The organism is Pseudaeromonas paramecii (assembly GCF_039540575.1).
GTDB lineage: Bacteria > Pseudomonadota > Gammaproteobacteria > Enterobacterales > Aeromonadaceae > Pseudaeromonas > Pseudaeromonas paramecii.
The window spans coordinates 114,339-127,662 of the sequence record NZ_BAABFC010000007.1 but is presented as its reverse complement, the minus strand read 5'-3'; the positions used below and the strand labels follow the sequence as shown (position 1 = coordinate 127,662).

At 62.5% G+C, this 13,324-nt stretch carries 10 protein-coding genes; 6 read left to right on the top strand and 4 right to left on the bottom strand.

Features of this window, described 5'->3' with window-relative positions; all coding sequences use genetic code 11:
- Positions 1 to 20: 20 nt before the first annotated feature.
- On the bottom strand, positions 21 to 2,258 hold the full coding sequence (locus ABD847_RS05295) for an ABC transporter permease subunit (RefSeq protein ID WP_345010773.1): 2,238 nt from the start codon (positions 2,256 to 2,258) through the stop codon (positions 21 to 23).
- Positions 2,259 to 2,612: 354 nt separating this feature from the next.
- Here ABD847_RS05295 and ppk1 point away from each other — a divergent pair, with 354 nt between their 5' ends.
- Both ppk1 and ppx read left to right on the top strand, forming a co-directional pair.
- Positions 2,613 to 4,685: a polyphosphate kinase 1 gene (gene ppk1 / locus ABD847_RS05290; protein WP_345010771.1), complete on the top strand. Its 2,073-nt coding sequence runs from the start codon at positions 2,613 to 2,615 to the stop codon at positions 4,683 to 4,685.
- Complete coding sequence (gene ppx, locus ABD847_RS05285; protein ID WP_345010769.1) at positions 4,675 to 6,177, top strand: exopolyphosphatase; 1,503 nt, start codon at positions 4,675 to 4,677, stop codon at positions 6,175 to 6,177. Before ppk1 ends, ppx begins: the two co-directional genes overlap by 11 nt.
- Here the strand turns inward: ppx and tadA are convergent.
- Positions 6,153 to 6,656, bottom strand: a complete 504-nt coding sequence (gene tadA, locus ABD847_RS05280; RefSeq protein ID WP_345010767.1) for a tRNA adenosine(34) deaminase TadA — start codon at positions 6,654 to 6,656, stop codon at positions 6,153 to 6,155. The two genes, ppx and tadA, sit on opposite strands and share 25 nt — an antisense overlap.
- A gap of 215 nt (positions 6,657 to 6,871) precedes the next feature.
- Here tadA and ABD847_RS05275 point away from each other — a divergent pair, with 215 nt between their 5' ends.
- From ABD847_RS05275 to ABD847_RS05260, 4 genes are read left to right on the top strand one after another with little or no spacing between them, the layout of a single operon-like run.
- Complete coding sequence (locus ABD847_RS05275; RefSeq protein ID WP_345010765.1) at positions 6,872 to 8,308, top strand: circularly permuted type 2 ATP-grasp protein; 1,437 nt, start codon at positions 6,872 to 6,874, stop codon at positions 8,306 to 8,308.
- Positions 8,302 to 9,231 (top strand): alpha-E domain-containing protein, encoded by a 930-nt coding sequence (locus ABD847_RS05270; protein WP_345010763.1) that lies wholly within the window; start codon positions 8,302 to 8,304, stop codon positions 9,229 to 9,231. Before ABD847_RS05275 ends, ABD847_RS05270 begins: the two co-directional genes overlap by 7 nt.
- Complete coding sequence (locus ABD847_RS05265) at positions 9,231 to 10,031, top strand: transglutaminase family protein (RefSeq protein ID WP_345010761.1); 801 nt, start codon at positions 9,231 to 9,233, stop codon at positions 10,029 to 10,031. The genes ABD847_RS05270 and ABD847_RS05265 overlap by 1 nt, the downstream gene beginning before the upstream one ends.
- 21 nt (positions 10,032 to 10,052) lie before the next feature.
- A complete protein-coding gene (locus ABD847_RS05260) occupies positions 10,053 to 10,793 on the top strand; it encodes a proteasome-type protease (protein ID WP_345010759.1) in 741 nt (246 codons plus the stop codon).
- A gap of 75 nt (positions 10,794 to 10,868) precedes the next feature.
- On the opposite strand, the gene ABD847_RS05255 is transcribed toward ABD847_RS05260, so the two are convergent.
- Both ABD847_RS05255 and phoR read right to left on the bottom strand, forming a co-directional pair.
- The gene (locus tag ABD847_RS05255) at positions 10,869 to 11,837 is read right to left on the bottom strand and encodes a PstS family phosphate ABC transporter substrate-binding protein (RefSeq protein ID WP_345010757.1); all 969 of its coding nucleotides are present in this window, start codon (positions 11,835 to 11,837) and stop codon (positions 10,869 to 10,871) included.
- A gap of 176 nt (positions 11,838 to 12,013) precedes the next feature.
- Positions 12,014 to 13,318 (bottom strand): phosphate regulon sensor histidine kinase PhoR, encoded by a 1,305-nt coding sequence (gene phoR, locus ABD847_RS05250; protein ID WP_345010755.1) that lies wholly within the window; start codon positions 13,316 to 13,318, stop codon positions 12,014 to 12,016.
- Positions 13,319 to 13,324 lie beyond the last annotated feature (6 nt).

The window sequence follows — 13,324 nt, the reverse complement described above, 5'->3', positions numbered from 1 at the left end:
GCCGTATTCCTCTGCTCGCCTTACATGGAGCTGTATTTGTCACGCAGACGCTGCCGGACAAACTCCGCCACGCTGTTGAAGATAAAGGTGAAGATAAAGAGCACGAAGGCCGCCAGGAACAGGATGCGATAGTGGGAGCTGCCCACCTCCGATTCCGGCATCTCCACGGCGATGTTGGCCGACAGGGTCCGCAGCCCCTCGAAGATGCTGAAGTCCATCACAGGGGTATTGCCGGTGGCCATCAACACTATCATGGTCTCCCCCACGGCACGGCCAAGCCCCATCATCACCGCCGAGAAGATCCCGGGGCTGGCGGTCAGGATCACCACCCGGCTCAGGGTCTGCCAGGGGGTGGCCCCCAGAGCCAGCGAGCCCTGGGTCAGGTGCTTGGGCACCGAGAAGACGGCGTCTTCGGCGATGGAGAAGATGGTGGGGATCACCGCAAAGCCCATGGCGATGCCCACGATCAGGGCGTTGCGCTGGTCGAAGCGGATGCCCAGATCATGAGTGATGAAGCCGCGGGCATTGCCGTTGAAGAACCAGTCTTCCAGCAGCGGACTGAAGGCAAAGCAGCCATAGCCCACCAGCAACACCACGGGCACCAGGATCAGGGCCTGCCAGCCATCCGGCACCCGCTCCTTGATGCGGCGGGGCATCTGATGCCAGGCAAAGGCCGCCGCCAGCATGGACAGGGGTAACAGGATAAGGCACAGCGCCACCCCGGGCAGGTGCTGCTCGATGAAGGGCGCCAACCACAGGCCCGCCAAGAAGCCCAGGATCACGGTGGGCAGGGCCGCCATGATCTCTACCGTGGGTTTGACCACCTTGCGCATGCCGGCGGACATGAAGTAACCGGCGAAGATGGCGCCCGCCAGGGCGATGGGCACGGCAAACAGCATGGCGTAGGCCGCAGCCTTCAGGGTACCAAAGGCCAGGGGCACCAGACTGAACTTGCCCTCGAAGTCATCTGAGGCTGAGGTGGACTGCCAGACAAACTGCGGCTCGGGATAGCCTTCGTACCACACCTTGGACCAGAGGGCGCTCCAGGTCACTTCGGGGTGATGATTCTTGACCCTGTAGTAGTCAAAGCCCCCTTGGCGCTCCACCAGCAAGCCGTTGTTGCGCGGCGCCAGGGCCAGGGAAGTCACAGCCACATCGCCCAGGGACTGGCTCAGTAGACGGGTCTCACCGGTAGCATGGAACAGGCCCAACTGGTGATCGCCTGACAGGGTGACAAAGCCCTTGCGGCTGTGTTCGGCGGCCAGCAGACGGACACTGCCTTCGGCCTGGAAGTCACGGATGCGGGTGAATTCCCGCTGACCGTTGCGCACCACCTCGAACCACTGGGAGATGACGCCATTGTCGTTGGTCACCATGATGGAGGAGGCGCCGCTGAGCAGGCTGATGCCGGTCACCTGGGCGCCCGGTTCATTCACCTCGATGGCGCTGCGCAATTTGATGTTGCTCAGGTCGCTGATGTTGTAGACCGACAGCAGGTTGCCACCCCGCACCAGCAGGTAACGCAGATCCGGTGTCAGCAACAGCTGATCGATGTGGCCGTTCATGGCCGGCATGCTGTAGTGGTTGGTCTGCCACTCCACCTCGCCGGAGAGGAAGTTCTCCTCCCCTTCCTGAGCCACCAGCGCCAGCTGATCATCCACTGTCTGCACCGCGAACAGCCGCTTGTCGCTCTTGGCTTCGAAGGCCAGCCCTGTGATGGCGCGGCCCTGCTCGTCCAGCACCAGCGGCTCGTCACCCAGGGGCGACTTCACCACCGCTTGTGTGGTGCGCTTGTCGTTGGGATAGGTGATGAGGAAGCCGGGCTGCACCACACGGGCGGTGCCGTTATCCAGGCCAAACACCACCATGGGCGTCGCCGAGGCGGTGATGCTGACACTGGTCACGGCTTCGTCGAGTTGCTGGTGCAGAATCACCTGGCCCACCGGATAACCAGACTGGGGCTTGATGGAGAAGAAATCCATTCCCCCCTGCCGGCTGAAGCGGTAGCCGATGTCCTGCTGATCATCCATGCCCAGGAGCACGGGCTCACCAGACAAGGACAAGGAGAACTGGCTGACGGGCTCTACCTTAGCGCTCTCGAACACGGGTTTCACCACGTAGAGCAGGTAGAAGAAGATAAGCAGCAGCGCCACCAGTACCAGGATACCCCCGGTGGTGACGCCAACACTTGCCAACTTGTCCTTGATGCGCCGCCTGGCGCTGCCGGACATGGTCAGGTTTGGGGTTTGGGTGGACATCGAAAACCTCGAATGTACTGAATACCGGCGCATTGTATGTCTGCAAGATGACACTTTTGTTACAGGGGTGCTGGGCGTGGAATGAAATCCTGCCGATGAGGCCCACAAGAGGCCATGACGACCGCGATACCATGGGGTATGTTAGCCGATATGGCGCCCTGATGGGTCTGCCCTTAGCAGGACTGTGCGGTCACACGCCCGTCATGTTTCTGAAATATAATAAGTCAACTATCACGCACGCGCCGCCAGCGCGCACGGCCAGCACAAGGCCCGTGGTTGACCAGTACCCCCAGGGGTCAGAGCACCAGAGCACAGCAAGGCCGCCCGGCCTGAGCACACAAGTAGGGTTGTATCGTGAGCAACGACAAGCAGTGGATTGAAAAGGAACTCAGCTGGTTATCCTTCAATGAGCGGGTATTGCAGGAAGCCCAGGACAAGAGTGTGCCCCTGATCGAGCGGGTGCGCTTCTTAGGTATCTTCTCCAACAATCAGGACGAATTCTTCAAGGTGCGGGTGGCCGAGCTCAAGCGGCGCGCCCTCATCGACACCGAGCACAATGAAGACAACGGCAACAACGAGCTGCTGGCCGAGGTCAAGGCCAAGGTGATGCGGTTGGGTGAGGTGTTCGATGCCACCTACCGGGAGCTGATGCTGGCCCTGGCGCGGCACAATATTTTCCTCATCAACGAAAGCCAGATCTCCGAACGCAATCAGATCTGGCTGCGCAAGTTCTTCCAGGACAAGGTGCTGCGCCATATCAGCCCAATCCTGCTGACCAAGGACTCGGATCCCGTGGCCTTCTTGAAGGATCAGTACACCTACCTGGCGGTGATGATGAAGAAGGATGGGCAGCCCAACAAATACGCCCTCATCGAAGTGCCCACCGATAAGCTGCCCCGTTTCGTGCCCATGCCGCCCGATGGCAGCCGGCGGCGCAAGGAGCTCATCATCCTGGATAACATCATCCGCGTCTGCCTGGATGACATCTTCGCCGGTTTCTTTGAATACGACGAGATTGCCGCCTACTCCATCAAGATGACCCGGGATGCCGAGTTCGATCTCTCCTCCCAGCTGGACCTGAGCCTACTGGACAAGATGAGTGACGGCCTGAAGCAGCGCCTCACCGCCATGCCGGTGCGCTTTGCCTATGACAGGGAGATGCCCCGGGAGATGGCCAGCTTCCTCAGCGCCAAGCTGGGGGTCAGTGCCTACGATTCCGTGCTGCCCGGCGGTCGCTACCATAACTTCAAGGACTTCATCGGCTTCCCTAACGTGGGCCGCTCCTACCTGGAGAATCCCAAGCTGCCGGCCCTGGTGAGCAGCCGTTTTTCACGCCGGCGCAATGCGTTTCACGCCATCAGCGAGGGGGACATACTGCTCTACTACCCCTACCACAAGTTCCAGCACTTCACCGAGCTGCTGCGCCAGGCCTCCTTCGATCCGGCGGTGAGCAGCATCAAGATCAACATCTACCGGGTGGCCAGTCAGTCCCGGGTCATCGACTCGCTGATCGACGCCGCCAACAACGGCAAGCGGGTAACCGTGGTGGTGGAGCTGCAGGCCCGCTTCGACGAAGAGAACAACATCCGCTGGGCCCAACGCCTCACCGAGGCCGGGGTCAAGGTGGTATTTGGCCTACCCACCTTGAAGATCCACTCCAAGTTGTGCCTCATCACCCGTCACGAAAACGGCGAGGCGGTGCGCTACGCCCACATCGGCACCGGCAACTTCAACGAGAAGACCGCCAAGATCTACACCGACTTTGCCCTGTTTACCCGCAATGCCGAACTGGCCGCCGAGGTAGAGGGCGTGTTCGACTACATAGAGCACCCCTACCGGCGCTTCAAGTTCAACCACCTGCTGGTCTCCCCCATCAACATGCGCCGCAGCCTGTACAGCATGATCGACAACGAGATCAGCAATGCCAAGGCCGGCCTGCCGGCGGCCATCACCATCAAGATCAACAACCTGGTGGACAAGGGCATGGTGAGCCGCCTGTATGCGGCCAGCCAGGCCGGCGTCAAGGTGCGCATGATCTTGCGGGGCATGTGCTCTTTGGTGCCTGGTGTGCCAGGCCAGAGTGAGAACATAGAAGTCATCAGCATCATAGACCGCTATCTGGAGCACCCGCGGGTCCTGGTATTCCACAACAACGGCAACCCCCGCTACTTCATCGGCTCCGCCGACTGGATGACGCGCAACCTGGATCACCGCATCGAGGTCAGCACGCCCGTGTATGACGAGGCCTTGAAGCAGCGCATCCACACCCTGCTGGAGATCCAGTTCTCCGACACCACCAAGGCGCGCTACATAGATGCCGAGGCCAGCAACCGCTATGTGCCGCGGGGCAACAAGCGCAAGATCCGCTCGCAGATCGCCATCTACGACTACTTGAAACGTCAGGAGCAACAGACCGATGTCCAGTGAATGGTTGGCCGCCATCGACATGGGGTCCAATAGCTTCCACCTGGTGATCGCCCGCCAGGTGGATGGGCGCCTGCAGATTGTCGATCGACTAAAAGAACGGGTGCAGCTGGCCGAAGGGCTGGAGCAGACCGGGCGGCTGAGCCCGGAGGCCATGGCCCGGGGCCTGGCCTGCCTGCGGCTGTTTGGTGAGCGGCTGGGGGACATACCCCGCGCTAACCTGCGCATCACGGGCACCTTCACCCTGCGGGTGGCCAGCAATGCCGACTTGTTCCTCACCGAGGCCCGCGCCCTGCTGGGCCACCCGGTGGAGGTGATCTCCGGGCTGGAAGAGGCCCGCCTCATCTATCAGGGGGTGGCCCACACTCAGCACACCGAAGGGCGTCTGCTGGTCATCGACATCGGTGGCGGCAGCACCGAGCTCATCATAGGCGAAGAGTTCGCCCCCCTGGCCCTCACCAGCCGCAAGATGGGCTGCGTCACCTTCAGCAATCACTTCTTCGGCAACGGCCGGCTGACGGACGAACAGTTCGACGCCGCCATCCTGGAGGCCCAGCACCAGCTAGAACCCATCATGACCCGCTATCGGGAGCTGGGCTGGGAGCAGTGTCTGGGTAGCTCGGGCACCATCAAGGCGGTGCATGAGCTGCTGCTGGCCGCCGGGCGAGGCCCGCAGATCGACCAGGAAGGGCTCAGGCTGCTGCGCAGCCAGATGGTGGCGCAAAAGCGCGTCGAGCAGCTCAAGCTACCGGGGCTCAGCGAGGATCGCCGGCCGGTGATCGCCGCCGGAGTAGCCATACTACTGGCGCTGTTCGACGCCTTGCACATTCAGCAGATGGATTTTTCGGATGGCGCGCTGCGCGAAGGCAGCCTTTACAGCCTGACGGAACGCCAGCAGCACAGCGATATCCGCGAACGCACCGCCAGCGGTCTGGCCCAGATGTATCACATCGATCCGGCGCAGGCGGCGCGGGTGGAGGCCACTGTGCTGGGGCTGTTTGATCAGGTGGCGGACGCCTGGGGACTGGAGGTGGAGAGCTACCGCCCCCTGTTGGCCTGGGCGGCGCAACTGCATGAGGTGGGGCTGGTGATCAACTACAGCGCGGTGCAGAAGCATTCGGCCTACCTGCTGGCCAACTCGGATCTGCCAGGCTTCAACCAGCAGGAACAGGCGTTTTTGGCCCTGATGGCCCGCTTTCAGCGCAAGGCCATCAAGCGCGGCGACTTCACCCCCATCCAGAACCATGAGGACGAGGCGCTGTGGCGCTGCATCCGCCTGCTGCGCCTGGCGGTGGCCCTGCATCACAGACGCCAGGATGGTGTCCTGCCGCCGCTGCACCTCAAGGCCAAGGAGCACAAGCTGACCCTGAGCCTGCCAGCGGCCTGGTGCCGGGACAATGCCCTGCTGATGCAGAACCTGACCCGGGAGCAGAAATACGCCCAGGAGCTGGGCTGGGAGTTGAAGCTGCGTCAGGAGACCGAGTCGGGGGCCTGACGGGCCGCCAGCTTGGCGGCCTTGTGCTCGGCCCGCCGGCGGCGGAAGAAGTCGCTGAGCTGCTGACTGCAGGCCTCGGCCAGCACGCCCCCCACCACCTCGACCCTGTGGTTATGATGGGGATCCTGCAACACCGGGAAGACCGACGCCACGGCACCTGTCTTGGCATCGCTGGCGCCGTAGATCAGGGTGCCGATGCGGGCATGCACCAGGGCCCCGGCGCACATGACGCAGGGCTCCAGGGTGACGTAGAGCCGGGTGTCCAGCAAGCGATAGTTGCCCAGGCGTGCGCCGGCCTGGCGCAGCGCCATCACCTCGGCATGGGCACTGGGGTCGTGACTGGTCACCACCTGGTTCCAGCCTTCCCCCACCACCTCGTCGCCTAACACCAGCACGGCCCCTACCGGCACCTCGCCCAGGGCTTCCGCCCGAGCCGCCAGGCTAATGGCATGCTGCATCCACGCTTCATCGGTTTTCATAGCCTCTCCCCTTGCGGGCGCCATTATGCCAAAGGTGGGGCAAATTCCCAGCCTGCCAGTGGCGACCTTGCCTCAGCTTGGCGCCCGGGGCCACCGCAGCGCCCCAAATCATACCCCTTGCACCAAAAGGTGCCAGGACAGCGGCCTTCCGCCCCGGCCAGCGCTGGCACACTCCTTGCGAAGCCTGCTTATCTGCTGTGGTAAAGGAGTATCGCATGATCAGGATCCAGCCTCCCGGCGAGGCGCTTTACGACGAGATGCTGCTGGCCGATGGCCAGTGTCGTCCCCACTATGCCCCCTTCTGGCACTGGCTCAAGGAGACGGACGACAAGTACATACAGCACAAGCGCGAAGAAGCCGATCTGCTGTTCCACCGGGTCGGGATCACCTTCAACGTCTACGGCGAGGAGGACGGGGCCGAGCGGCTCATTCCCTTCGACAACGTACCGCGCATCATCCCCGCCGCCGAATGGCGCATGCTGGATAAAGGCATCCGCCAGCGGGTCAAGGCCCTCAACGCCTTCTTGCACGACATCTACCACGACCAGCGCATCCTCAAGGAGAAGGTGATCCCCGCCGAGCAGGTGCTGGCCAACGATCAGTACCAGCCCTGCATGCAGGGCATCACGCTGCACAGGCGCACCTATGCCCACATCACGGGGGTGGATCTCATCCGCAACCAGGATGGTCACTACTATGTGCTGGAGGACAACCTGCGCACCCCCTCCGGGGTTTCCTACATGCTGGAGAACCGCAAGATGATGATGCGGCTCTATCCAGAGCTGTTCTCCCGCCAGCGCATCTCGCCGGTGGAACGCTACCCCTCCTTGCTGCTGCAGACCCTCAAGGAGAGCACCCCGGTGGAGAACCCCTGCGTGGTGGTGCTGACCCCGGGGCGTTTCAACAGCGCCTACTTCGAGCACAGCTTCCTGGCCCAGCAGATGGGGGTGGAGCTGGTCGAGAACGCCGATCTGTTCGTCAAGGACGGTCATGTGTTCATGCGCACCACCGCCGGTCCCCAGCAGGTGGATGTCATCTACCGGCGCATCGACGACGCCTACCTGGACCCGCTGGCCTTTCGCCCCGACTCCATGCTGGGGGTGCCCGGCCTGCTGTCGGTCTACCGCGCCGGCGGCGTGGTGCTGGCCAACGCCGTGGGTACCGGCGTGGCGGACGACAAGTCCATCTACCCCTATGTGCCTGAGATGATCCGCTTCTACCTGGCGGAGGAGCCCATCCTCAACAACGTGCCCACCTGGCAGTGCCGCCGACCGGCGGAGCTGTCCCACGTGCTGGCCAACCTGGCCGAGCTGGTGGTCAAGGAGGTGCACGGTGCCGGAGGCTACGGCATGCTCATCGGCCCCTGCGCCAGCCGTGCCGAGATCGCCGCCTTCGCCGAGCGCATCAAGGCCAGGCCCGATAACTACATAGCCCAACCCACCCTGTCCCTGTCCACCTGCCCCACCTTCGTGGCCAGCGGGGTGGCCCCGCGGCACATCGACCTGCGGCCCTTCGTGCTCACCGGCCGGGAGACCCGCCTCATTCCCGGCGGCCTGACCCGGGTGGCTCTCACCGAGGGCTCCCTGGTGGTCAACTCCTCCCAGGGCGGCGGCACCAAGGATACCTGGGTCCTGGAGGACTACCCATGCTAAGTCGCACCGCCAGTGAGCTGTACTGGATGTCCCGCTACCTGGAGCGGGCCGAGAACACCGCCCGCATGCTGGACGTCACCTACTCCATGTCCCTGATGCCACAGATCGATGCGGACAACAGCGAGCTCATCGCTCCGCTGACCATCACGGGCACCCACGACCCCTTCTTGAAGGAGTACGGCCAGATCAACATGGCCAACCTGCTGGACTTCTTCGTGCTGGACGAGCGCAATCCCTCGAGCATCTTCAGCTGCATCAAGGGGGCAAGGGACAATGCCCACGCGGTGCGCGGCCGCATCAGCGGCGAGGTGTGGGAGAGCCTCAACGCCACCTGGCTGGAGATGAAGGCGTTGCGTAAGCGTGGGGGCGCGAGCCAGGATGCGGTGGCCTTCTTCGACTGGGTCAAGGAGCGCTCCCACCAGGTGCGGGGCGCCACCTTCGGCACCATATTGCGCAGCGACACCCTCAACTTCATCCGCCTGGGCACCTTCATCGAACGGGCAGACAACACGGCCCGCATCCTGGATGTGAAGTACCAAGTGATGAAAGAGGATGAAGATCCGGTGCGGGAGTTCTACCGCTGGAACGCCCTGTTGCGTTCGGTGGGCGCCTATGAGGCCTATCAGGAGCTGTACAAGCAGGCCCCGACCCGGGATCTGGTGGCGGAACTGCTGATCCTGCGCTCCGAGGTACCCCGCTCCCTGCGGGCCAGCGTGGAGGAGGTGGAGGCCCTGCTGGGCAACATCGAGGGCGATGCCGGCCGGGAGCCGCGGCTACTCACCGCCGTGCAGCACGCCAAGCTGCGTTTTGGCACCATCGGCGATCTATTTGCCGATGGCCTGCACGCCTATCTGGATCAGTTCCTTACCGACATCAACGCCATTGCGGCCAGTATCCACAAGAGCTACCTGGAGGCCTCCTGATGCGCCTGACCATAGAACACCAGACCCGCTACGAGTATGAGAGCACGGTGCGCCGCAGCACCCAATACCTGCGGCTGACCCCGCAACCCAGCGGTCGGCAGCGGATCCTCTCCTGGGAGCTGGAACTGCCGCAGAGTGCCACCCAGACCACCGACAGCTTCGGCAATGTGCTGCATGTGCTGACCCTGGACTCCCCTCACGAGGCCATCGACATTCTGGCCCGCGGCGTGGTGGAGATACTGGATGAGACGGAGGACGAGGATATCAGCCTGTCGCCCCTCATCTACCTGCGCCACAGCGATCTGACCCGGGCCGATGGCGCCATCCGTGACTTTGCCGCCAGCTTTGCCCCGGCCGAGGATCCGTCTGCCGCCCTGGAGGCCATGATGGCGGCCCTGTTGACCCGCATGCCCTATACCCCGGGCAGCACGGCGGTGAGCGACAGCGCCGCCGACGCCTTTGCCACCGGCAGTGGCGTCTGCCAGGATCACACCCATGTGTTTCTGGCCTGCTGCCGCAGCCTGGGATTGCCGGCCCGTTATGTCAGCGGCTATCTTTACACCCCGGACACCAGCCACGTGGCGACCCACGCCTGGGCCGAGGTCTGGTATGCCGACAGTTGGCACACCTATGATGTCACCAATCAAAGCCGCACCCCCAACCAGCACCTGAAGCTGGCGGTGGGCATCGATTACCTGGATGCCTGTCCGGTGCGGGGTGTTCGCTATGGCGGTGGTGAAGAAGTCATGCTGGCCCATGCCGCCATCCACCTGGCGGAGGAACAGCAGCAACAACAGTAACGCCTGACAGGAACGTCTGCCATGACCTATTGCGTCGCCCTGCGCCTGGCCGAGGGCCTGGTGTTTGCCTCCGACTCCCGCACCAATGCGGGGGTCGATCACATCGCCACCTTCAAGAAGCTGCACACCTTCGAGGTGCCCGGCGAACGCCTACTGGTGCTGCAAAGCGCCGGCAACCTGGCCACCACCCAGAGTGTGGTGAGCCTGCTGCGCCAGCGCTGCACCCAGCCGGAGCTCAGTCTGCTGCATGCCGGCAGCCTGTATCAGGCGGCCGAAATTATCGGCGCCACGGTGCGGGAAGTGATCGCCCGGGATGGCGGCCAGCAGCAGACCGGGGTCAACTACGGCTGTAACCTGCTGCTGGGCGGGCAGATCCAGGGGGAAGTACCCCGTCTGTTCCACCTCTATCCGGAGGGCAACTTCATCGAGGCCTCCGAAGACACCCCCTATTTTCAGATAGGCGAAAGCAAGTACGGCAAGCCGATCCTGGATCGGGTGCTGACCTACCACTCCCCCCTGGACCTGGCGCTGCAGTGCGCCCTGATCTCATTGGACTCCACCCTGCGCAGCAACCTGTCGGTGGGCCTGCCACTGGATGTGCTGTGCTACCGCAAGGACAGTCTGCACGGTCAACCCTGCCGCATCGGCGAGCAGGATCCGGCCTTTGCCCAACTGCGTCAGACCTGGTCAGAAGGGCTGGCCCGCCTCATCGGTCAGCTGCCCCCGCCGCCCGCCAGCTGGCTGGGCCCCTCCCAGCTATGAGCCATAGCCTGAGGCAAAAAAAATCCCCCGTCGAGACGGGGGATTTTCTTGGTCGTGTTAGCGAGCAGACGGAGCTTACTTGGCGCCCAGGATCTGCAGGTCGCGCTCGGCCACCTTGGCCGGAACCGGGATGTAACCATCCTTCTCGGCGATGTTCTGACCGGTCTTGGACAGAACCAGCTTCACGAACTCCAGCACCATGGGATCCAGCGGCTTGTTGGGTTGCTTGTTCACGTAGATGTACAGGTAACGTGACAGCGGGTAGGCCCCCTTCAGCGCATTCTCTTCGGTGGCATCCACGTAGTCGGTACCCGTCTTGGACAGTGGCAGGGCACGCACGCCAGAGGTCTTGTAGCCGATACCTGAGTAGCCGACACCGTTCAGTGAGGCGGACACGGACTGCACCACGGAGGCAGAACCCGGTTGCTCGTTCACAGTGCTCTTGAAGTCACCCTTACACAGGGCATGCTCCTTGAAGTAACCGTAGGTACCGGACACAGAGTTACGACCAAACAGCTGGATGTCACGGTTGGCCCATTCGCCTTCCAGACCCACGTCGCTCCACTTGGTGGCGGCCTTGGTGCTGCCGCACTTCAGCGTAGAGGAGAAGATTTCGTCCAGTTGTTGCATGGACAGGCCCTTGATGGGGTTGTCCTTGTGCACGAATACGGCCAGGGCATCCACGGCAACCGGGATAGCGGTAGGCTTGTAGCCGTAGCGCTTCTCGAAGGCTTCGATTTCACCGTCCTTCATGGTACGGCTCATGGGGCCGATCTGGGCGGTGCCTTCGGTCAGGGCAGGCGGAGCAGTGGAGGAACCGGCAGCCTGGATCTGGATGTTGACGTTCGGGTAAACGCGCTTAAATTCCTCGGCCCACAGGGTCATCATGTTGGCCAGGGTGTCAGAACCCACGGAAGAGAGGTTGCCAGAGATGCCGCTAACCTTCTGATAGTCAGGCAGAGCACTGTCTACGGTGGCAAAGGCCTGGGCAGATACGATGGCAGCGGCAAAGCCGACGACGCTAACCAGTTTGTTGAGTTTCATCCACTTTCTCCAATTGAAGGGGAAGTCCTTGTTGTTGACGGGGAGCAGTATCCCCCGTCGCCATGAAAGATTTACTAAAAATAGATGACATTTGTATGACAGCACAAGAATCAGGGTCTGGGTGCTAACTAGGAAAAAAACAAGCGCCATCAGGCGCTTGTTTTATTTAGCCAGCCTCAGGCGTTGGCGCTGGCCTTCACTACCAGGCGGGCGGGGATGACAAAACTAAAACAGCTCCCCACCCCCAGCTGACTTTGGATCTCCAGCTGGCTGTCGTGGTGACTCAGGGCGTGCTTGACGATGGCCAGCCCCAGCCCTGAGCCGCCGGTCTGACGGGAGCGGGCCCGGTCCACCCGGTAGAAGCGCTCGGTCAGGCGACTGAGGTGCTCGGGCGCTATGCCCTCCCCCCGGTCATAGACGGCAAAGCGGGCCTGAGCGCCCTGCCGCGCCCAGCTGACCCGGATCTGCTTACCGGGCGGCGTGTATTTGATGGCATTGTTCACCAAGTTGGTGACGGCACTGCGCAGCTGATCCTCGTCGCCATAGATGAGCAGCTCATCATCCAGCTCAAAGGAGAGCTCGTGGCTACCCGCCGACACGGTACGACACTCCTGCTCCACCATCAGCAGCAGTTTGGGCATGTCCACCACCTTCTGCAGATTGATTTCAGGCGCCGCCTCGATGCGCGAAAGTACCAGCAACTGGTTCACCAGGTTGTCCATCCGCAGGGTCTGCTCCAGCATCACCTTCTGGGCCTTACCCCAGCGCGCCGGATCCGGCACCTCCTCCATCATCTCCAGATACCCTTTGAGCACGGTCAAGGGGGTACGCAGCTCGTGGGAGACATTGGCGACGAAATTTTTCCGCATGGCCTCCATGCTCTTGAGATGGGTCACATCCCGCACCACCAGCAGGGTCTGATCCTCTGTGTAGGGCATGATGCGAAACTCCAGCACCTTCTGCTCGTTGATGGGCGAGCCCATCTCCAGAGGTTCATCAAACTGCTGCTGCCGCAGGTAGGCGATAAACTGAGGGGTGCGGATCAGGTTGCTGATGTTCTGCCCGGCATCTTCGGGCCAGCGAAAGCCCAGCAGCTGACCGGCCAGCTTGTTACACCAGATGATGCTGCCGTCATTACGACACACGACGGCGGCATCCGGCAGCGCCTCGGCCCCTTCGCGAAACCGGCGGATAAGCCCCGCCAGCTCACGGCGCCGTGCGCGATGCCGTTGCTGCAGACGATAGATACCGTTGAAGATGTATTCCCAGGTGCCGGACCCCTGGGGCGGGATCAGGCTGCGGTCGACCCACAGCCAATGAAACAGGCGGCGCTGCTGCCAGTAGTGCCACACCAGGTGCAGCACAGTGGCGACAAACAGGCTCAAGGCCCAGTTGCCCAGCAACAGCCCGAGGACCAGGAAGGGCAGGTAGTAACCCAGCGCCTTCTTGACAACCCGTCCCCAGGAGTAGGGTTCAAACATGCAGTG

Excerpts from the sequence above, each read along its gene's own strand:
- ABD847_RS05265 (WP_345010761.1), top strand. The coding sequence starts at position 9,231 with ATGCGCCTGACCATAGAACACCAGACCCGCTACGAGTATGAGAGCACG.
- tadA (WP_345010767.1), bottom strand. The coding sequence starts at position 6,656 with ATGAAAACCGATGAAGCGTGGATGCAGCATGCCATTAGCCTGGCGGCT.
- ABD847_RS05255 (WP_345010757.1), bottom strand. The coding sequence starts at position 11,837 with ATGAAACTCAACAAACTGGTTAGCGTCGTCGGCTTTGCCGCTGCCATC.
- ABD847_RS05275 (WP_345010765.1), top strand. The coding sequence starts at position 6,872 with ATGATCAGGATCCAGCCTCCCGGCGAGGCGCTTTACGACGAGATGCTG.
- phoR (WP_345010755.1), bottom strand. The coding sequence starts at position 13,318 with ATGTTTGAACCCTACTCCTGGGGACGGGTTGTCAAGAAGGCGCTGGGT.
- ABD847_RS05270 (WP_345010763.1), top strand. The coding sequence starts at position 8,302 with ATGCTAAGTCGCACCGCCAGTGAGCTGTACTGGATGTCCCGCTACCTG.
- ppx (WP_345010769.1), top strand. The coding sequence starts at position 4,675 with ATGTCCAGTGAATGGTTGGCCGCCATCGACATGGGGTCCAATAGCTTC.
- ABD847_RS05295 (WP_345010773.1), bottom strand. The coding sequence starts at position 2,258 with ATGTCCACCCAAACCCCAAACCTGACCATGTCCGGCAGCGCCAGGCGG.
- ABD847_RS05260 (WP_345010759.1), top strand. The coding sequence starts at position 10,053 with ATGACCTATTGCGTCGCCCTGCGCCTGGCCGAGGGCCTGGTGTTTGCC.